Below are 18,902 nucleotides of genomic sequence, written 5' to 3' on the forward strand. Positions count from 1 at the left end.
TTGCGCGCTCTTTTTTCTTTTAAAAAAATTAGCACTCGACCCTTGACAGTGCTAACAACATGTGTTATAGTACGACTAGAACAAAGATGACAAAGCACAATTCCGTAAGCCCCTGTACCCGGAGGATTCATACAGGCATTCCGGTCAGAAGCGGCAGAGAAGAAAGGGGAATGGGCAATGAATATTAATAAATTTACTCAGAAGTCAATGGAAGCAGTACAGAACTGTGAGAAGCTGGCGTATGAATATGGAAACCAGCAGATTGATGAGCAGCACCTTCTGTACAGCCTGCTGACCCTGGAGGACAGCCTGATTCTTAAGCTGATAACCAAGATGGGGATTCAGGGAGATATGTTTTCCAATGAGGCAAAGCAGACAGTGGAACGCCTGCCCAAGGTAAGCGGCGGCGGCCAGCTTTACATCAGCAGCGATTTGAATAAGGTGCTTATCAGCGGCGAGGACGAGGCAAAGGCCATGGGTGACGAGTATGTATCTGTGGAGCACCTTTTCCTGTCTCTTTTAAAGCATCCTAATAAGGATATCAAGGCGTTATTCAAGTTATATAACATAACCCGTGAGACATTCCTGCAGGCCCTTTCCACTGTAAGGGGAAACCAGAGGGTGGTCAGCGATAACCCGGAGGCGACCTATGATACGTTAGCCAAATACGGATATGACCTGGTGGAGCGGGCCAGGGACCAGAAGCTGGACCCGGTAATTGGGCGTGACAGCGAGATCCGGAATGTCATACGTATCCTGTCCCGTAAGACGAAGAACAATCCGGTGCTTATCGGAGAGCCCGGCGTGGGTAAGACGGCAGTGGTGGAAGGCCTGGCGCAGCGGATTGTGCGCGGGGATGTTCCGGACGGATTAAAGGATAAGAAGCTGTTTGCCCTGGATATGGGCGCTCTGGTGGCAGGCGCCAAGTACAGGGGTGAATTTGAGGAACGACTGAAGGCTGTGCTGGAAGAGGTGAAAAAGAGCGACGGACAGATTATCCTGTTCATTGATGAGCTGCATACCATTGTGGGGGCGGGCAAGACAGAGGGCTCCATGGACGCAGGCAATATGTTAAAGCCCATGCTGGCCAGGGGAGAACTCCACTGTATCGGAGCCACAACCCTCAATGAGTACCGCCAGTATATAGAAAAGGATGCGGCGCTGGAGAGAAGGTTCCAGCCGGTGATGGTAGACGAACCAACGGTAGAGGATACCATATCCATACTGAGGGGGCTTAAGGAGCGCTATGAGGTATTCCATGGGGTGAAGATAACAGACTCTGCACTGGTCAGCGCGGCCACATTGTCCGACCGGTATATTACCGACCGTTTCCTGCCGGATAAGGCCATTGACCTGGTGGATGAAGCCTGCGCCATGATTAAGACTGAGATGGATACCATGCCTGCTGAGCTGGATGAAATGTCCAGGAAAATCATGCAGATGGAGATAGAAGAGGCAGCCCTCAAAAAGGAAACTGACCGCCTGAGCCAGGACCGCCTGGCGGACCTCCAGAAGGAGCTGGCTGAGCTTCACGATGAATTTGCATCCAAGAAGGCCCAGTGGGAGAATGAGAAGGCCAGCGTGGACCGTCTCTCCGCCCTCAGGGAGGAGATAGAGGGTGTGAACCGGGAGATTCAGGACGCACAGCAGAAGTATGACCTGAATAAGGCTGCGGAGCTGCAGTACGGCAGGCTGCCGGAGCTTCAGAAGGAACTGCAGGCAGAAGAGGAGCGGATTCGGAATGAGGATTTGAGCCTTGTGAGGGAGAGCGTGACAGAGGATGAGATTGCAAGAATCGTATCCAAATGGACGGGAATCCCGGTTGCCAAGCTGACAGAGAGCGAAAGAAGCAAGACACTGCATCTGGATGAGGTTCTGCACAAACGTGTGGTTGGCCAGGACGAGGGCGTACAGCTGGTGACCCAGTCCATCATCCGTTCCAAGGCAGGCATCAAGGACCCCACCAAGCCCATTGGTTCCTTCCTGTTCCTGGGCCCCACGGGCGTAGGTAAGACGGAGCTTGCCAAGGCCCTGGCAGAGGCATTGTTTGATGACGAGTCCAATATGGTGCGTATTGATATGAGCGAGTACATGGAGAAACACTCTGTGTCGCGTCTCATCGGAGCGCCTCCGGGATACGTTGGGTATGACGAGGGCGGACAGCTGACAGAGGCAGTGCGCCGCAAACCCTATAGCGTGGTATTGTTCGACGAAGTGGAAAAGGCCCACCCGGATGTGTTCAATGTGCTCCTGCAGGTACTGGATGACGGACGTATCACGGATTCCCAGGGCAGGACCGTGGATTTTAAGAATACCATCATCATACTGACCTCCAACATCGGCTCCCAGTATCTGCTGGAAGGGATTGATGAGAACGGGAACATCCGTCCGGAGGTGGAAAACGCTGTGATGAATGAGCTTCGCGCCCATTTCAGGCCGGAGTTCTTAAACCGGCTGGACGAGACCATACTCTTTAAGCCGCTGACCAGGGAGGATATCGGAAGAATTGTGGAGCTTTGTGTGGCGGACCTGAATAAACGTCTGGCAGACAGGGAGCTGACCATAGAGCTGACAGCGGGGGCCAGGGAATTTGTTACGGATAAGGGATACGACCCTGCGTACGGCGCCCGTCCCCTGAAGCGTTATCTCCAGAAGAACGTGGAGACCCTGGCGGCAAGAATCATATTGGGCGATGGAGTCCGGGAGGGAAGCACCATTGTTATAGATGTGGATGAGGACAGGACCAGACTCATCGCATATGTGGAATAATTCTGGATATTTTAGATAAAGACAGAGTGATGATAGAGGAGAGGGCAGGAATCTGTGCGGACAGATTCCTGCCCCTGTTTTTTCCATAAAATAGGAAGCATTTTTCAGAATACTTCTAATATAGAAATATAATTCAATCAACTTTTGGCACTGACGAAAAAAGTAGGGAAAATACCCTAATTTAATGTTGAAAACGTTACTTGCAGGTGATATAATCGTTTCTGCTGAAGGCTGGCGTACCTATAGCCGGAATAGGACTAGATATAGGGTATTTAATATTAACTGAATCAATATGAGGTAATAGAAAGCAGGTATAAATTGTGAGTACCATTCCGAAAGACCCAGTTATTTTGCTGAGTTATGTAAACACACAGCTCCGTGACAATTATAGTTCTCTGGACGAGATGTGCCAGGCATTGGATGCGGATAAGTCCAGGATTATATCTGTGCTGTCTGGTATTGGCTACCAATATGAGCCGGCTCAGAACAGCTTCCGCTGATAAAATCATATATAAATGTTTTGTGGCCGGCTTTGTCTGACTTATATCAGATAAAGCCGGCTTTGTACATATGAAACCGTTATGGAAAGGGGGAAGAGCCATGCCGCGTTACAGATATAAGGCGAAAAGTGAAGATGGCAGAGTTCACTGTGGAACCAAGGAAGCAGACAACGGCAGGGCTCTTTTCGTTATGCTTAAATCCCAGGGACTCTATTGCTATGAGTACAGTTCCCGGGAGCGTACACCTGCGGTGCGTCCTGCGAAGCTGAACCAGAGACAACTCCCCTTGCTGTGCCGGCAGATAGCAGCCATGCTGACAGCGGGAGTGCCGCTGTCCCGGGCTCTGGAAGTGAGCGCCGGGTCTGCCGGGGACAAGACTCTTAAGGTAACCCTGGCCGGACTCAGGGAGAGCATCCACAAGGGACGTACCTTGTCAGAGGCCATGGAGGAGATGAAGGGAGTATTTCCCAACCTGCTGGTTTATATGATGCGCACAGGCGAGTCCAGCGGAAGACTGGATGAGCTGCTTCACAAGATGGCGGAGTACTACGGCCGGGAGGAAGAGTTAAATGGCAAGGTGCGTGCAGCCATGACCTATCCCATTATATTGTTCTCCATTACCGTGATGGCGGCAGTATTCATGCTGACCATGGTCCTTCCTCAGTTTGCCTCCATGCTGCAGGAGCAGGAACTTCCCTGGATTACCCGGATGATGATGAGGCTCAGCTTCAGCCTCCGCAGCCGCGGGTTCCTTTACATCATACTTATTCTGGTACTGATGGCCCTGTTCAAGGGGATTCTGAAATGTCCTTCCGTCCGGCTGCAGGCAGACCGGGCTGTACTGTATACCCCAATCATAGGAAAACTTTTAAGAACCGTATATACATCCCGTTTTGCATCTGCCTTTGCCGTGCTCTACGGAGGCGGAATAGGAATTCTGGATGCAATGCATACGGTAGGGCGGGTAATGGGAAATTCATATGTGGAGAAGGGGCTGGCCCAGGCAGCGGAGAGCTTAAAAGGCGGCGTGATGCTGTCGCAGGCATTGGAGGAACTGAATCTGTTCCAGCCTGTGCTTATTTCCATGGTGGCAGCGGGTGAGGAATCCGGTGCATTGGATATGGTGCTGGAGGATGCGGGGAGTTTTTATGAAAAGGAGGCTGCCAGGGCGGTCAATCAGATGATTGCTCTGCTGGAGCCGGCCATGATTCTCATACTGGCCATGGTGGTGGGAAGTGTGGTCATGGCCATCATGATGCCTGTATTTAACATGTACTCGTCGATGCTGTAAGAGGTAGAAAATGAAATATTACATATGTTTGGAAGAGGACAGGATATGGTATGTCCGCGGCCGGTTTAAACGGTGTCACGGTTCCGGCAGCCACCGCCGCCTGGAGATAATGGATTGGGAATTCGTGGAGCCGGTGCCCGATGTGGCATCGGCCCTGGCGTGTCTGGCTGAAAAACACGGTATGGAGGGAAAACGTGTCAGTCTGGTAGTGGGACAGGATGTAAAGATGATGGGGCTCACCGTTCCAAAGGCAGGAAAGAATGCCATGAAAAGGATGGCGGTCAATGAGCTGTCCATGCTGGATGCAGGCTTTGGGGACCATGCAGCGGCCCTGGACCTGGGAGCGAAAAGCGGCAGGACAATGGTTGCGGTTACCGCATATTACATGGAACAGCGCAGCCTGAATGCATATAAGAAAGCCCTGGAGAACGGGAAAATGATATGCGGCAGGGTCCTGGTCCTGCCTGACTGCATGGCCCTTATGGCCAGGGAGCTGTGGAAGGAAGAACGGATTCTTCTGGTGGATGTGGGCCAGGGAGGCATGGGATTTTATGTGCTGTCAGGCGGACATTGTCTGGCGTGCCGAATGACGGGCCTGAAGGCCGGCTGTTTTATACGGGAGGGAGCAATGGACCTGCTCTATGAGGAGATGGCGGAGCAGGTTGAAGGCCTGATACAGGAGTGCAGCGCGGCTGCAGGTGTTCCTGCCCCGGATTGTATGGTAATCATGTCCTGCTGTCTTCCTGATGCAGAGTCTGCAGCAGGATACATGTCCCAAAGACTGAAGATACCCTGCTGTGTCAGGATGCCGGAACCAGTGGATGCCGCATGCCTGGCGGCCTGCGTGGCCGGTTCGCTGGAAGGCAGGAGAAAGGCGCTGGAACTGGAAGAACAGGTATATGGGGATGGTGAGAATTCTGCTCTGAGCCATGGAGTGTTCATGACCAGGGGCTGGGCACTGTTCCTGCTTGTGAACGGGCTGGCTGCGGCAGGGCTGTCTCTTCACGCTGCCTGGCTGGACCGGTCGGCAGGTAAGGAGCTGGCCCGGAGGGAGCTTGCCATGGAAGGAACAGAGTACAGGGCCCGTTTCCGTGAAGCCCTGCAGATGGAAGAGAAAATAGGAGAAATGTCGGATTACAGCAATAGGTCCCAGGCGGTGAAGACATTGCTGGCCGGGAAGAATCTGCTGGGTATGGATGGATTCAGGGCATTTACCGAAGCAATGGAGCCGGGTATGAGGATTGAATCCATTACCTTTGACGGGGTATATCTTGAGATGGTGGTGTCCATGGAACATGCCGGGGATGTACCGGTCTACGTAGAGAAGGTGGAGCATTCCGGGGTTTTCGGACAGGTAGGACACAGTCTGTGGGAAAAGAGGGAAGAGGACAGGGAAACGGAGCGTGTATATGCAACCGTTTATGGGTCCCTGGGAACAGGAGGACAAGATGAAGCTCAGTAGCAGGGAGCGTTTTCTCATCGGGACATTGCTTACCATTATCCTATGGACCGCGGCGCTGGAGGTATTTATCTGGCCGGGCCGTTCAGGATATGAGACATCCAGGGAGCAGATGGAGAGCCAGAGACATGAAAAGGAAGAGATGGAGTTTTACCTGAACCACTATGAGGAGTTGGAACAAACCTTAAACAAGTGGGAGGCTTTGAGGAATAAAGAGGATTTCTTTTACCGGGATATTGACGACACATTCATGGACAGGAACCTGCAGGCTATGGCGGACAGGGCAGGGGTAAGTATATGCCGTATGAGTATAGGCGAGGCTGTTCCGGTAGAATTATCCTATGATATGGAGGAAAATGGAACGGAGGACAAGGAGAAGAGCGAAACCAAGGAGAAGAGCGAAAACGGGGACGGTCCGGCAGGCGGGGTGGTAAAGGAATCAGTTATTACCATGGAGATAGAATGTCCGGATGCCCAGGGCGTGATGGCATTTTCAGATGAAATATACAGGGAGCAGAAAAGTCTCCTGGTAACTTTTATGGATACAGGAGCTGTGTATGAAAGTGCGGAAGACGGCCGGGAGGTGTATCAGGGAATGAAGGGAATCGTGGAGGTCAGATATTATTATGAAGAAATCAGATAGCAGGTCATCCAGGGGAGGATTTACGCTGATTGAGGTAGTGGTGTCAACTGCCCTCCTGGCAGTAGTCTGTACCGGGTTTCTGATGATGACAGCTGCAAATACCAGCCAGCTGTCCGGGGAACAGAGTCTGGAACGGTCCAATTATGACCTCAGCGCCAGGGCCGGCGTCGGGGAAGGCGACCCTACCGGAGAGACCATTGCGGTGGAGTTCAGCTTGGAGGAAAAGGATGGGGACACAGAGTATGGGTATACGGAGAATCTGGCTCAGGAAATATTTGAACAGTACGAAATCTTTGAGTCAGAGGAAGATACAGGCAACCATATGACATTTTACAGGCACAGATAAGGGTGGACAGGATATGGCCGCAGGAGGCAGAGCAGGAAAGAACAACCGTGGATTTACCTTGATAGAGACAGTGGCGGCATTGTCCATAGCAGCTGTTCTGGCTGTATTTATATCCGGTTTCATCCATCCTCAGATGAAGCTGTATTATGAGTTGGACCGGCTGTCCCAGGCAAAAGCCATGTGCAGCCAGGCCTACCGGGATTTGGAGGAAAAGCTGAGATACGGCTACGTGTTTTACTGCGATTACCGGGATACGGGCGCAGTATCCTATTATGTAAGGAACAGACAGGAGATTCCGGAGCTGACGGAGGCGGGTGAGTCATATTATGAGGAGCTGCCTCCGGTGGAGGACTGGCCAAGTATCTCTGCGGCCAAACTGGATGTAACGGAAATGGGCGGTATGGAATTGGAGCTGGATTTTAGCGGTACAAAGAATACACAGGCCAAAGTGTGCATAAAGGTGAAGAAGGACGGGGATGTAATATATGAACAGGAGGCAGTGATTGAATCCATGTATGGTTATACCATGGATGGGGAAGGCGGGACGTGATGGGCAGGGGAAGAACAGAAAGAGGATACAGCAGATATACCCGTGGAAGCAGCATGATATATGTGGTCCTCCTCATGACGCTGCTGTCCGTGCTGTCCTGCGGATACATGGCGGTTTCACGGCACAATATGCAGGCTGCCCTGGACAGCAGGCGCTATATGGAAGCCCAGCTCTCTGCCAAGACCATTCACCGTTCATTCTGCGAGGCGGTAAGCAGCGGTGATTCCACGGCCATGAACCTGGTCTGGCAGAGTTTCCAGGAAGACTGCGACAGGGTAAGGGAAGAATTTGATGCAATGATGGATGAGGAAGAGGAAAATGAGGGGGAGGAAGCAGACGGGCGGGAGCTTGAAGCAGAAGCGTCCGAACCTGGGGAGGATGTGGCTGGGGAAGAAGAAACCCGTTGGGAACGGTATTTGTACCATGCGCTGGGAAACAGGGACTATGTGGTCCGTGGAAGAGGCTCTTCCGGGGATTCCGGTATAATGGATGACTCTGCGGCAGAGGTTCCCACGGAAATTGAAATTACATTGACAGCATATCCCCTTAAATCCCTTGCAACGGTCCGCACCGTAGTGGAAAGCAGCGGTTACCATTTCTCCATGATGGCGGACATTGTATTTGATGACCGGGACGGCTCGGTCATGATTATCCGCAAACCCTACCGTTCCAGCGGCGGGGGCGGCCCGGATGTAAAGGTATATCTGAACGGAAACGGAGTGTACCGTTATTATGAGGGCAGCTGACCCTGAAACGCAGACACACGGCAGCCATCACAGGAAAAAGCCCATATACCACAGGAACAGCGGGCAGAACCAAAGCCCGCATATCATTAAGGACACAGCAAAAAACGGGGCCATGGGAATCTGTGTTTTCCGGCTGATTTTTCCGCGCATAAGGGGAACGGCGTACCAAAGACCGGCTATGACATAGCCCATGAGAAGGGCTGTCATGGCCGGCGCAGCGCCAAGCAGCAGACCGCTGGCAGCAAGGAGCTTTACATCGCCCCAGCCAACGCCTCCGCGGCTTAACAGATTTACAAAGGCCAGAAAACCGCCTGCCAGGAAAAAGCCGCCCAGCCGGTTCAGAAGGCCCGGCCCGGTTCCGGCTGCCAGTGAGATGCAGGACAGCGCCAGAATCAGGATATGGATGCCGTCAGGTATGTACATGTGCCGCGCGTCTATGAAGGCGGCTGTGATGAGAAGGCAGGCAAAGATGCACATAAGGGCAGAACCAATACCCGGGCCTTCTGCCTTAAGGCAGAGGATGAAGGCGGATGCAGTGAGAAGCTCCACAGCCGGATACTGCCTGGAGACAGGGGCCCCGCAATGCCGGCACCGGCCTTTTAGCAACAGCCAGGACAGGATGGGAACCATATCGTAAAAGGCCAGCACATGGCCGCAGACAGGACAGCGGGAACGCCCGGTCAGGAACGTCCGGCCCTCCGGTATGCGCAGGATGCAGACATTCAGAAAACTGCCAATCAGTGCGCCTGACAGTCCGTATACAAAATAGATAAAGACCATGGTATTACCTCGCTTCCATCAAAATCTGCTGTCTGGCGAAAGTATACCACATGGAAGGGAGAGGAGACAACAGTGCCAGAGAAAATACCCATAGAAAACCTGTTGATTGACAAGGGATATCTGACCCGGGAACAGATGGACCGCGCCATGCATTTTAAGGAGGGCAGGCCGGAACGCTCTGTTGAGGAAATACTGATGGAGTTCGGTTATGTGACAGAAGCAGCCCTCCTGGCCTGCGCATCGGCCAGGGACCATATGGAGGTGGCGCCTTCCGGCCGTCTCAGAACTGACCGGAAGGCAGCGGCCCTGGTTGAGCCGTCCTTTGCCATAAGGAACCGGATTCTTCCCATGGGATTTGAGGAAGAATGTCTGGTGGTGGCAGCCGCATATCCGGTGGACCCTGATGTGCTGGATGAGGTGGCCACCCTGTCCGGCATGGAGGTCAGGGCTGTGCTGGCGCCGGAAAAGGAATTGAAGAAGGCCCTCAGAAAAGCCTATGGAAATGCGCCGGAGCGTATCTATGGAGAGAATGGATATTTCCCAATGGAGACGCCGGGGACGGCGCCGGAGGGCTCCGGCCCAGAGCTGTCCTTTATGGAGCGGGTGGAAAGCGCTCCTGTGGTGCGTATGGTCAACGCGGTCATTGAAGATGCGTTCCATAAAAATGCCAGTGATATTCATGTGGAGCCGGGAAGGAAAGAGCTGGTTGTCCGCATCAGAATCAACGGGGACCTGATTGTCCATACTACACTTAAAATGGAATATCACCGTCCCATGATAACCAGGCTTAAGCTGATGGCAGGCATGGATATTGCTGAGAAACGCCTTCCCCAGGATGGAAAATACCATTATGAGCGGGGTGAGGTGTCCACGGACCTGAGAATCTCCACGCTGCCCTCCATCTACGGCGAGAAGGCAGTGCTCAGACTGCTGGGGAATGACAGGGATAATTCACTGATGGATATCCGGCGCCTGGGAATGGAGGAAGAGCAGAGAATTGTGTTTGAACATATCCTTAAGGCGCCTCACGGCATGGTCCTGGTCACAGGTCCCACGGGAAGCGGAAAGACAACTACCCTGTACGCTGCCCTGAACCGTATGGTGAAAAAGAAAATCAACATAGTCACGGTGGAGGACCCGGTAGAGAAAATCATGGAGGGAATCACACAGGTCCAGGTCAATCCCAAAGCCGGCCTTACCTTTGCGTCCGCCCTGCGTTCCATCCTGAGGCAGGACCCGGACGTAATCATGGTAGGTGAGATGAGGGACGAGGAGACAGTGGACATCGGAGTAAGGGCCGCCATCACAGGACATCTGGTCCTGTCCACCCTTCATACCAATGACTGCGCTTCCACGCTCCACAGACTCCGCAATATGGGAGTTCCTCCTTATATGGCGGCGGCTTCCCTTTCCGGCATTGTGGCCCAGAGACTGGTGAAGCTGCTCTGTCCCAACTGCCGCGAACCCTATGAGCCGGATGAGAGGGAACGCCGGATATTTGCAGAGCGCAGGGCAGATGTTCCAGACAGGCTGTGGAGGTCTGCCGGCTGTCCGCTCTGCGGCGGCACCGGGTATGTCAGAAGGACCGCGGTCTATGAGATGATGGATGTGGATGAACCCATTAAGGCCATGATACTTGACAACGAGCCTCTTTCATCCATAAGGGAATACCAGGAACAAAAAGGTTCCGTGCCTCTCAGAAACCATGTCTTGAGAATGGCTGCCAGCGGGGAGACAGATATGGAGGAGGCTGAGAAGATACTGTATTCCGTCCAGTAGGGAGCTGCAATCGTACAAAAGAAAAGAGGAGTCATGATAATGAACATACATATGAAAAAGGGAAAGAATAGAACCAAAGGATTTACGCTGGTGGAACTAATCTGTGTCATCGCCATACTGGGAATACTGGTGGCCATAGCAGTGCCGTCCTACCGGGGAATCCAGGATAAATCAGCGGAGCAGGTAGCCATTTCCAATGCCAGGTCAAACTATACCCTGGGAAAAGCGCAGCAGGACATGGTAGATGCGGGCGTAATGAAGGAGTCAGAGAAAAAGGAGTACCATTATGACAAAGATGGCAACAGCGCCTACTGGGAAGGGGAAATAAACGGTAAAACCTATAAAGCCTGCTATTACGGCGATACCGGGGAGGGCAAGATTGAGTCTGGAAATTAAGCCCCGAATGTGGTACAATGAGCCATTATCGGCGGCATATGCAGGAAGCGTAAGATGAGGAAAAAAGACATGAAGAAAAAGGAAAATTCCGCGTTTACCCTGGTGGAGCTGATTGCAGTGGTTGCAATCCTGTCCATACTGCTGTGCATCGCGGTGCCTAATATGATGAACTATATAAATGCTGCCCATGAGGCAACGGCAAAAACAGAGGCTCTGATTTGCGTGGATGCGGTCCAGCGTTACCTGAATGACGAGAAGGAGAAGGGGACGCTGACAGCAATGAAGCTAAACAGGCTTATGGGACTGGACCTCAGCAATCCCGACGGGCCGCTAAAGGATTATATTTCCGGAGGGCAGAAGGAGGCCAGAATTGTCTCCGTGGAGGCGGACATTCCCACAGGCCGTCTGAGTTGCCTGGAATATGGAAACCAGTACAGCACCGTGAAACTGAACATTGACGAGGAAGGAAATATAACGGAAGCAAAAGACTAGGAGAGAGGCTGTGGAATGGAAATAATCTGGAGTACGGTACTGACGGTATGGGGATGGCTGCTGGACCATCTGCTGTATATCAACCTGGCGTTTTCAATCATTATTATATTTTTTCAGCGCAGGGACCCCAGAAGTGTATGGACCTGGCTTCTGGCCCTGTATTTCATCCCTGTGTTTGGAATCGTATTCTACCTGCTCTTTGGGCAGGATATGAAGAAGAGCAGGATGTTCCGCGTGAAGGAGGTCAGCGACCGGCTGAACCTGCCGGTGAAGAGCCAGGAGGATATCATACGCTCCGACGACATGCCCGAGGAAATGATGGACCCCATGTCCAGGGATTTTAAGAGCCTGATTATCTATAACCTGGAGACATCGGGTTCCGTGCTTACCGTGAACAACCAGGTGCAGATATACACGGACGGCCAGGCCAAATTTGAGGCCCTGAGAAACGCCCTGCGCCAGGCCAGGCGGTTCATCCACATACAGTACTATATTATCAAGAACGATGAGCTCTTTGACTCCATTGTTCCCATTCTTCTGGAAAAGGTAAGGGAAGGGGTGGAGGTGAGAATCCTGTGCGACGGAATGGGCGGCCGGTTCATGCCGAAGAAGCGGTGGGACCAGATGCGCTGCGCGGGAATTAAGGTGGGAGTATTCTTCCCTCCCTTTCTGGGGTGGCTTAACCTGAGGGTGAATTACCGCAACCACCGGAAAATCGTGGTGGTGGACGGCACCACAGGGTTTGTGGGGGGATTTAATATAGGCCGGGAATATATATCCCGGGACCCTAAGTTTGGCTACTGGCGCGATACCCACCTGGAAATCAAGGGGGAGGCAGCCATCAGCCTTCAGATTCGTTTTGCCCTGGACTGGAACTATGTCACAGGTGAGAACCTGTTTAAGGAAATCCGGTATTTCGGGGAGGAAGCAGAGTATGCCAGACGCAGGCTGAACGGTCAGATACATGCTGTCTGGCCGGACCCGGACCATGTGAGCGAGATGGTCTGCATGCAGATTATCACCAGCGGGCCGGATACCAGGGAGCCTCATATACGGAATAATTACCTGGAGCTGTTCCACAAGGCAAAGCACCATATCTATATACAGACCCCCTATTTCATACCGGATGACGCCATTTTCTCCAGCCTTAAGATTGCGGCCCTTTCCGGGGTGGATGTGCGGCTGATGATTCCCTGCAAACCGGACCATCCCTTTGTGTACTGGGCCACCTGCTCCTATGCTGGGGAGCTTTTGGACTATGGCGCCAGGGTTTATGTGTATGAAAATGGATTCCTCCACTCCAAGGGTATCATGGTGGACGGAAGGGTGAGCTGTTATGGAACAGCCAACATGGATATACGCAGTTTTGAACTGAATTTTGAAGTCAATGCCACCATCTATGACGAGGAAGTTACCGGCCAGCTGGAAGAGGCGTTTATGAATGACCTGCCCCATTGCAGGGAAATCACTAAAGAGGAGTACAGGGACAGGAATATGTGGATGCGCATTAAGGAGCAGTCCAGCCGCCTGCTGTCCCCGCTTTTGTAGAGGCCGGCCGGGAGGATTTTATCAAGTCCTGAATCCGGGCGCAGGAACCCGGAAAGTTTTGGAAAAGCAGGCAACTGCGAATAGAAGGCAGCTTCCCGGGCCCATACTAATGGCTATGAGAGCGCAAACAGGACAAATCAATCACGAAAATAAAATATATGGATTACTCCTTAATTTCTGCAGATGCGGAATTGCAGGATGGTGTCTGGAGGTCATGTTCACCTCCGTGGATTCCATTATGGCCGGAGACTGGAGACTCATTGGCCGGACGTCCCTTATCATGTTTCCCATCTACGGTATGGGGGCCCTCCTGCTTCCAATTAGCCGGTTCATTGACAGCTGGCTCACAGGACTTCCGGGGCTGGAGGACGCGGGACAGGACAGACTCAGCCGCGCCGGCCGGGGCATACGCCACGGACTGATTTATATGGTGCTGATTTTCATTGCGGAATATATAACCGGCATATGGCTTACCAGCATAGGAATCTGCCCATGGGATTACTCCCTGTGGCCGGATAATGTGGGCGGGGTCATACGGCTTAAGTTCGCGCCGCTCTGGTTTATGACAGGCCTTTTATTTGAATATCTCACTAAGCCTAAGAACGGCGATTAAATAACAAACCTGGTTGGAAGGTATTGTATTTAAGCCGTTCTTTTTGATATAATGGAAAATAAACATTTCTTGACTTATAAATATGGATGTATAAAGGAGAAGGCAATGATACGTATCATATTGGTGGCGCTGACGATTGTACTGTACCTGGTATTTTCCATACCGGTACTGACCCTGCTTAAGTTCAGAGCCAAAAAGGACCCTGTGGGAGTGCAGGAAAAGAGTCTCAGCAAAATTCAGGGGATATTCCGCTTCATATTGAGGCTGTCAGGCGTTACATACGAGGTGCAGGGGCTGGAGAACATACCGTCGGACCGGGCCGTCCTCTATGTGGGGAACCATAGGAGCTATTTCGATATACTGGTGGGCTATATGACGGTTCCGGGTCTGACCGGGTTTGTGGCCAAGAAGGAGATGTTAAAGATACCCCTTCTGCGGACCTGGATGCAGAGAGTCAATTGTCTTTTCCTGGACCGTGTGGATATAAAGGAAGGCCTTAAGACCATACTGGAGGGAATCGAAAAAGTAAAATCCGGCGTATCCATATGGATATTCCCTGAGGGCACCCGCAATGAGAACCGGGAGCTGACAGAGCTCCTGCCGTTCCATGAGGGGAGCCTTAAGATTGCGCAGAAAAGCGGATGCCCTGTCATACCCGTGGCCATCACGGGGACGGCTGAGATATTTGAACAGCACCTGCCTTTCATAAAGCCCAGCCATGTGTGCATACGCTACGGAACACCAATCTATATCAAGGAGCTTCCGGCAGAAAGCCGTAAGTTTCCCGGGGCATATACAAGAGACGTTATATCAGGCATGCTGAAAGACATGAAGGAAGGACAGGAGCAGGAGAAATAACCATGGAGAATCTGGATTTACAGGAGATAAGGGGCCGGCTGGATGAGATAGACGCCGGACTGGTGGAGCTGTTTGAGAAACGGATGGAGCTGTGCGGCCAGGTGGCCGAATTTAAGATTGGGACAGGGAAGGCTGTGTACGACGGGCAGCGGGAAAAGCAGAAGCTGGAGGCAGTGGCTGCCATGGCCCGCAGTGAATTCAACAAAAAAGGGGTGCATGAGCTTTTTTCGCAGATTATGACCATCAGCCGCAGGCTTCAGTACCGCCTTCTGGCGGAGCACGGCATGGGCGGGGATACCGGCTTTACCATGGTGGACGGGCTGAAACGGGAAGGCGCGCGGATTGTGTACCAGGGCGTGGAGGGGGCCTACAGCCACAGGGCCGCCCTCCAGTATTTTGGGGAAGATGCCGATGTATACCATGTCCCGGTATTTGAGGACGCCATGATAGAGGTGGAGGAGGGAAGGGCTGACTACGGAGTGCTTCCCATTGAGAATTCCCTGGCAGGGGCCGTGATTGATAATTACGATAATCTGCTGAAGCATGACATATACATTGTGGCCGAGACAAAGGTGGCTGTGGACCATGCGCTTTTGGGCCTGCCGCAAGCCACTCTCCGGGACATCAAACGGGTCTATTCCCATCCCCAGGGCCTGATGCAGTGCTCCGGGTATCTGGGCGCCCACAGGCAGTGGAGCCAGATAAGCGCGGAGAACACGGCCGGGGCGGCTAAAAAGGTGCTGGAAGAGGGGGATATAACCCAGGCAGCGGTGGCCAGTCCCACGGCAGGAGCCCTCTACGGCCTGAAGGTTCTGGAGGCCTCCATCAACAACAATAAGAACAATACCACCAGGTTCATCATTGTTGCCAGGACTCCCATGTACCGGAAGGATGCCGCCAAGGTCAGCATATGCTTTGAAGGTCTGCATAAAAGCGGTTCCCTGTATAATATGCTGGGAAACTTTATCTACAATGATGTGAATATGCTTATGATAGAATCACGGCCCATAGAGGGGCGCAGCTGGGAATACAGGTTCTTTGTGGATGTGGAGGGTTCGCTCAGCGACCCGGCCATCCGCAACGCGCTGCTGGGAATCTCCGAGGAAGCAGTCAGCATGAGAATTCTGGGAAATTATTAGGGAGGCAGGAAGGCCATGGATATCAAAGATTTAGTAATATACAGAAACCTGGAGCACCAGGAGCTGTTCCGGGACATCGCCCATCTGATGGGGTATGCGCAGGGAGGACAGGAGCCTGACGGCGCATCCTGCGGGGGACGCCTTACGGAGCTGGCTGTTAAGTACGGATTTGAGGGAAACCTCTGGCATTGTTTCCTGGCCTTCTGCCTGGCGAACAATGAGAACGCATACACCACCACATGTGAGATAACAGGTGCGGCAGGAGGTTCCCTGGATGAACTGGCCAGGGAGGACTGCCGAATCTTCAAGGCCCTGTTTGATTATGATATACGAAACCTGGAACCCTCCGGCCTGTGGGCCCTTATGGAGGATTACAGGCCTGCCAGAAAGGACAGCCGGGTATTCAACCGCCGTGTCAGGGACCGGATTGTGAATCTGGCCGTACAGTTGGAGGAAGCAGCGGATGCAGGTGCGTTCCAGGACCATGTGGTGGAATTTTACAGGGAATTCGGCGTTGGAAAATTCGGGCTCAATAAGGCCTTCCGCATCATTGAGAAGGAGGAAGGGCAGCCTGTTATCATAGACCCCATCATCAATGTGGAGCACATATATTTTAAGGACATTGTGGGATATGAGCTGCAGAAGCAGAAACTCATAGAGAACACCGATGCCTTTGTGGAGGGCAAGGAAGCCAACAATGTTCTTCTCTTCGGAGATGCAGGAACAGGCAAGTCCTCCAGCGTCAAGGCAGTGCTCAATGAATATTATGGCAGGGGTCTGCGCATCATTGAGGTATATAAGCATCAGTTCAAGGCGCTGTCCGATGTGCTGGAGCAGATTAAGGACCGTAATTATAAGTTCATCATCTATATGGACGATCTTTCCTTTGAGGACTATGAACTTGAGTATAAGTATCTGAAGGCGATTTTAGAGGGCGGACTGGGAAAGCGCCCAGGCAACGTACTCATCTATGCCACTTCCAACCGCCGCCACCTTATCCGTGAAAAGTTCAGCGACAAGAGGGAACTGGATGACGAGCTTCACAACAACGACACGGTGCAGGAAAAGCTGTCCCTGGCCGCCAGGTTCGGGGTCACTATTTACTACGGCTCGCCGGATAAGAGGCAGTTTGAGACAATTGTAAAGGCGCTGGCGGAGCGCCATGGCCTGGACATGCCGGAGCAGGAGCTTTTTGCTGAGGCCAACAAGTGGGAACTGAGCCACGGAGGCTTGTCTGGAAGGACAGCGGCCCAGTTTATAACCCATCTGAAGGCGAGGCAGTAGTATTTACGCAGATTTTACATAAGATTTACCGCCTTTCGATGTAAGATGGGAGGAGGACGTTTATAATAACCATGAGTTAACCTATAAGGCAACCGATAAGGAGTTGAAAAAAGTGGCAGTTCGGACATTTGCGGCGATTGATGTGGGTTCATTTGAGCTGGAGCTGGGCATCTATGAGATGTCATATAAGACAGGTATCCGGCGTATTGACCATGTACGCCATGTAATAGCCCTTGGAAAAGATACTTACAGCACAGGAAAGATAAGCTATGGGCTGGTGGAGGAGATGTGCCAGGTACTGGAGGAATTTGTCCAGATTATGAAGTCCTATAAGGTAAAGGACTACAGGGCATATGCGACCAGTGCCATGAGGGAGGCGCACAACCGCCAGATTATCCTGGACCAGATTCGGGTCAGGACAGGGCTTACGGTGCGTATCATCAGCAATTCGGAGCAGCGGTTCATCAGTTATAAGGCCATAGCTGCCAAGGCAGCGGAATTCAACAAAATCATCCAGAAGGGAACCGCTATTGTGGATGTGGGATTCGGAAGCGCCCAGCTATCCCTCTTTGACAAGGATTCCCTGGTGACCACCCAGAACCTGCCCCTGGGCACCCTTCGTGTGAGAGGGCTGCTGGCCAGGATACCGGCCACGGTGGAGGAACACAAGCAGCACATAGAGGAAATCGTGGACAATGAGCTGTTTACCTTCCGGAAAATGTACCTGAAGGACAGGGAAATTACCAACCTGATTGGCATCGGAGAGAACATCCTCTATATCATCAACCGGCTGGACCTTAAGACCTATGGGGACAAGATTGACGCGGCCACCATGAACCGTTTCTACGACCGCATGTGTCAGATGACAACGGACCAGATTGAGGAGCGCTTCGGGGTCAACAGCGAATACGCATCCCTTCTTCTGCCGAGTGTTGTGGTATATAAGCGGATTCTGGAGCTGACCGGCGCAGAGATGTTCTGGGTGCCGGGCATCCGTCTCTGCGACGGTATTGCCGCAGAATATGCCAACGACAATAAGCTGGTCCGGTTCAGCCACAATTTTGAGAATGACATTCTGGCAGCATCCAGGAACATTGCAAAGCGCTATAAGTGCCACACCAGCCATAACCAGGTGCTGGAGCAGTATGCCCTGGGTATATTCGACAACATGAAGAAATTCCATGGACTGGGACCGCGGGAGCGGCTGATGCTGCAGATAGCGGTGCTGCTCCATGCCTGCGGAAAGTTCATAAGCATAAAGAATTCCAACGAATGCTCCTATAACATCATTATGTCCACGGAAATCATCGGTCTGAGCCATCTGGAGCGGGAAATCATCGCCAATGTAGTACGGTATAATATCCGTGATTTCGACTATGACAAGGTGCAGCTGGAAACCCAGGTACACCAGGAGGAGGACAGCGGAATGAGCCGCAACGCCATCACCATCCTCATTGCCAAGCTGACAGCCATCCTGCGCCTGGCCAATTCCATGGACCGCAGCCACAGGGGAAAGCTGGTGGACTGCCGCATGGCTATCCGGGAAAATGAATTGGTAATCACCACTGGTTATCCCGGAAATATGGCGCTGGAGGCCGCATCCTTTGACCAGAAGGCGGACTTCTTTGAAGAGATATTCGGCATAAGGCCGGTACTCAGACAGAAAAGGAGGGTGTAGATATGGCAGAAGCAGCTGGAAAGCCTCAGGC

Annotated in this window: 18 protein-coding genes; 17 read left to right on the forward strand and 1 reads right to left on the reverse strand. The window is 52.4% G+C overall.

What is annotated here, in order from left to right:
• Positions 1-177 precede the first annotated feature (177 nt).
• From clpB to FGS84_RS03550, 8 genes are all read left to right on the forward strand, one after another.
• Positions 178-2,769 (forward strand): ATP-dependent chaperone ClpB, encoded by a 2,592-nt coding sequence (gene clpB / locus FGS84_RS03515; RefSeq protein WP_138306300.1) that lies wholly within the window; start codon positions 178-180, stop codon positions 2,767-2,769.
• Between the two features lie 320 nt (positions 2,770-3,089).
• Positions 3,090-3,269 (forward strand): DUF4250 domain-containing protein, encoded by a 180-nt coding sequence (locus FGS84_RS03520; protein ID WP_002576758.1) that lies wholly within the window; start codon positions 3,090-3,092, stop codon positions 3,267-3,269.
• A 100-nt stretch (positions 3,270-3,369) separates the two neighbouring features.
• Positions 3,370-4,560 (forward strand): type II secretion system F family protein, encoded by a 1,191-nt coding sequence (locus tag FGS84_RS03525; protein WP_138306301.1) that lies wholly within the window; start codon positions 3,370-3,372, stop codon positions 4,558-4,560.
• Between the two features lie 10 nt (positions 4,561-4,570).
• Positions 4,571-6,022 carry a hypothetical protein gene (locus FGS84_RS03530; protein ID WP_138306302.1) on the forward strand — a complete coding sequence of 484 codons (1,452 nt, stop codon included), beginning with the start codon at positions 4,571-4,573 and terminating at the stop codon, positions 6,020-6,022.
• Complete coding sequence (locus FGS84_RS03535; RefSeq protein WP_138306303.1) at positions 6,009-6,662, forward strand: hypothetical protein; 654 nt, start codon at positions 6,009-6,011, stop codon at positions 6,660-6,662. Before FGS84_RS03530 ends, FGS84_RS03535 begins: the two co-directional genes overlap by 14 nt.
• Positions 6,646-7,008 (forward strand): prepilin-type N-terminal cleavage/methylation domain-containing protein, encoded by a 363-nt coding sequence (locus FGS84_RS03540; RefSeq protein ID WP_138306304.1) that lies wholly within the window; start codon positions 6,646-6,648, stop codon positions 7,006-7,008. Before FGS84_RS03535 ends, FGS84_RS03540 begins: the two co-directional genes overlap by 17 nt.
• Before the next feature lie 13 nt (positions 7,009-7,021).
• Positions 7,022-7,558: a prepilin-type N-terminal cleavage/methylation domain-containing protein gene (locus FGS84_RS03545; RefSeq protein ID WP_138306305.1), complete on the forward strand. Its 537-nt coding sequence runs from the start codon at positions 7,022-7,024 to the stop codon at positions 7,556-7,558.
• The gene (locus FGS84_RS03550) at positions 7,558-8,304 is read left to right on the forward strand and encodes a hypothetical protein (protein WP_207739837.1); all 747 of its coding nucleotides are present in this window, start codon (positions 7,558-7,560) and stop codon (positions 8,302-8,304) included. Before FGS84_RS03545 ends, FGS84_RS03550 begins: the two co-directional genes overlap by 1 nt.
• 27 nt (positions 8,305-8,331) lie before the next feature.
• On the opposite strand, the gene FGS84_RS03555 is transcribed toward FGS84_RS03550, so the two are convergent.
• Positions 8,332-9,084, reverse strand: a complete 753-nt coding sequence (locus FGS84_RS03555; protein WP_138306307.1) for an A24 family peptidase — start codon at positions 9,082-9,084, stop codon at positions 8,332-8,334.
• Between the two features lie 72 nt (positions 9,085-9,156).
• On the opposite strand from FGS84_RS03555, the gene FGS84_RS03560 reads away from it, so the two are divergent.
• From FGS84_RS03560 to FGS84_RS03600, 9 genes are all read left to right on the forward strand, one after another.
• On the forward strand, positions 9,157-10,863 hold the full coding sequence (locus tag FGS84_RS03560; protein ID WP_138306308.1) for a GspE/PulE family protein: 1,707 nt from the start codon (positions 9,157-9,159) through the stop codon (positions 10,861-10,863).
• 39 nt (positions 10,864-10,902) lie between these two features.
• Complete coding sequence (locus tag FGS84_RS03565) at positions 10,903-11,259, forward strand: type II secretion system protein (RefSeq protein ID WP_138306309.1); 357 nt, start codon at positions 10,903-10,905, stop codon at positions 11,257-11,259.
• Between the two features lie 54 nt (positions 11,260-11,313).
• A complete protein-coding gene (locus FGS84_RS03570) occupies positions 11,314-11,751 on the forward strand; it encodes a type II secretion system protein (RefSeq protein WP_243129846.1) in 438 nt (145 codons plus the stop codon).
• Between the two features lie 15 nt (positions 11,752-11,766).
• Entirely contained in the window at positions 11,767-13,299 is a 1,533-nt protein-coding gene (gene cls / locus FGS84_RS03575; RefSeq protein ID WP_138306310.1) for a cardiolipin synthase, read from the forward strand.
• 109 nt (positions 13,300-13,408) lie between these two features.
• Complete coding sequence (locus FGS84_RS03580) at positions 13,409-13,912, forward strand: hypothetical protein (RefSeq protein ID WP_138306311.1); 504 nt, start codon at positions 13,409-13,411, stop codon at positions 13,910-13,912.
• Positions 13,913-14,017: 105 nt separating this feature from the next.
• Positions 14,018-14,770: a lysophospholipid acyltransferase family protein gene (locus FGS84_RS03585; RefSeq protein ID WP_138306312.1), complete on the forward strand. Its 753-nt coding sequence runs from the start codon at positions 14,018-14,020 to the stop codon at positions 14,768-14,770.
• Positions 14,771-14,772: 2 nt separating this feature from the next.
• A complete protein-coding gene (locus FGS84_RS03590) occupies positions 14,773-15,909 on the forward strand; it encodes a bifunctional chorismate mutase/prephenate dehydratase (protein WP_138306313.1) in 1,137 nt (378 codons plus the stop codon).
• Between the two features lie 15 nt (positions 15,910-15,924).
• Positions 15,925-17,193: an ATP-binding protein gene (locus FGS84_RS03595; protein ID WP_138306314.1), complete on the forward strand. Its 1,269-nt coding sequence runs from the start codon at positions 15,925-15,927 to the stop codon at positions 17,191-17,193.
• A 112-nt stretch (positions 17,194-17,305) separates the two neighbouring features.
• On the forward strand, positions 17,306-18,871 hold the full coding sequence (locus FGS84_RS03600) for an exopolyphosphatase (protein WP_138306315.1): 1,566 nt from the start codon (positions 17,306-17,308) through the stop codon (positions 18,869-18,871).
• Positions 18,872-18,902: the final 31 nt, after the last annotated feature.

This window comes from Clostridium sp. 1001271st1 H5, from assembly GCF_005845215.1.
GTDB lineage: Bacteria > Bacillota > Clostridia > Lachnospirales > Lachnospiraceae > Enterocloster.

What these genes read in the sequence shown, in the direction of transcription:
- FGS84_RS03540 (WP_138306304.1), top strand. Translation starts at nt 6,646, where the DNA reads ATGAAGAAATCAGATAGCAGGTCATCCAGGGGAGGATTTACGCTGATT.
- cls (WP_138306310.1), top strand. Translation starts at nt 11,767, where the DNA reads ATGGAAATAATCTGGAGTACGGTACTGACGGTATGGGGATGGCTGCTG.
- FGS84_RS03580 (WP_138306311.1), top strand. Translation starts at nt 13,409, where the DNA reads ATGGCTATGAGAGCGCAAACAGGACAAATCAATCACGAAAATAAAATA.
- clpB (WP_138306300.1), top strand. Translation starts at nt 178, where the DNA reads ATGAATATTAATAAATTTACTCAGAAGTCAATGGAAGCAGTACAGAAC.
- FGS84_RS03545 (WP_138306305.1), top strand. Translation starts at nt 7,022, where the DNA reads ATGGCCGCAGGAGGCAGAGCAGGAAAGAACAACCGTGGATTTACCTTG.
- FGS84_RS03590 (WP_138306313.1), top strand. Translation starts at nt 14,773, where the DNA reads ATGGAGAATCTGGATTTACAGGAGATAAGGGGCCGGCTGGATGAGATA.
- FGS84_RS03555 (WP_138306307.1), bottom strand. Translation starts at nt 9,084, where the DNA reads ATGGTCTTTATCTATTTTGTATACGGACTGTCAGGCGCACTGATTGGC.
- FGS84_RS03530 (WP_138306302.1), top strand. Translation starts at nt 4,571, where the DNA reads ATGAAATATTACATATGTTTGGAAGAGGACAGGATATGGTATGTCCGC.
- FGS84_RS03565 (WP_138306309.1), top strand. Translation starts at nt 10,903, where the DNA reads ATGAACATACATATGAAAAAGGGAAAGAATAGAACCAAAGGATTTACG.
- FGS84_RS03570 (WP_243129846.1), top strand. Translation starts at nt 11,314, where the DNA reads ATGAGGAAAAAAGACATGAAGAAAAAGGAAAATTCCGCGTTTACCCTG.
- FGS84_RS03535 (WP_138306303.1), top strand. Translation starts at nt 6,009, where the DNA reads ATGAAGCTCAGTAGCAGGGAGCGTTTTCTCATCGGGACATTGCTTACC.
- FGS84_RS03525 (WP_138306301.1), top strand. Translation starts at nt 3,370, where the DNA reads ATGCCGCGTTACAGATATAAGGCGAAAAGTGAAGATGGCAGAGTTCAC.
- FGS84_RS03550 (WP_207739837.1), top strand. Translation starts at nt 7,558, where the DNA reads ATGGGCAGGGGAAGAACAGAAAGAGGATACAGCAGATATACCCGTGGA.
- FGS84_RS03595 (WP_138306314.1), top strand. Translation starts at nt 15,925, where the DNA reads ATGGATATCAAAGATTTAGTAATATACAGAAACCTGGAGCACCAGGAG.
- FGS84_RS03585 (WP_138306312.1), top strand. Translation starts at nt 14,018, where the DNA reads ATGATACGTATCATATTGGTGGCGCTGACGATTGTACTGTACCTGGTA.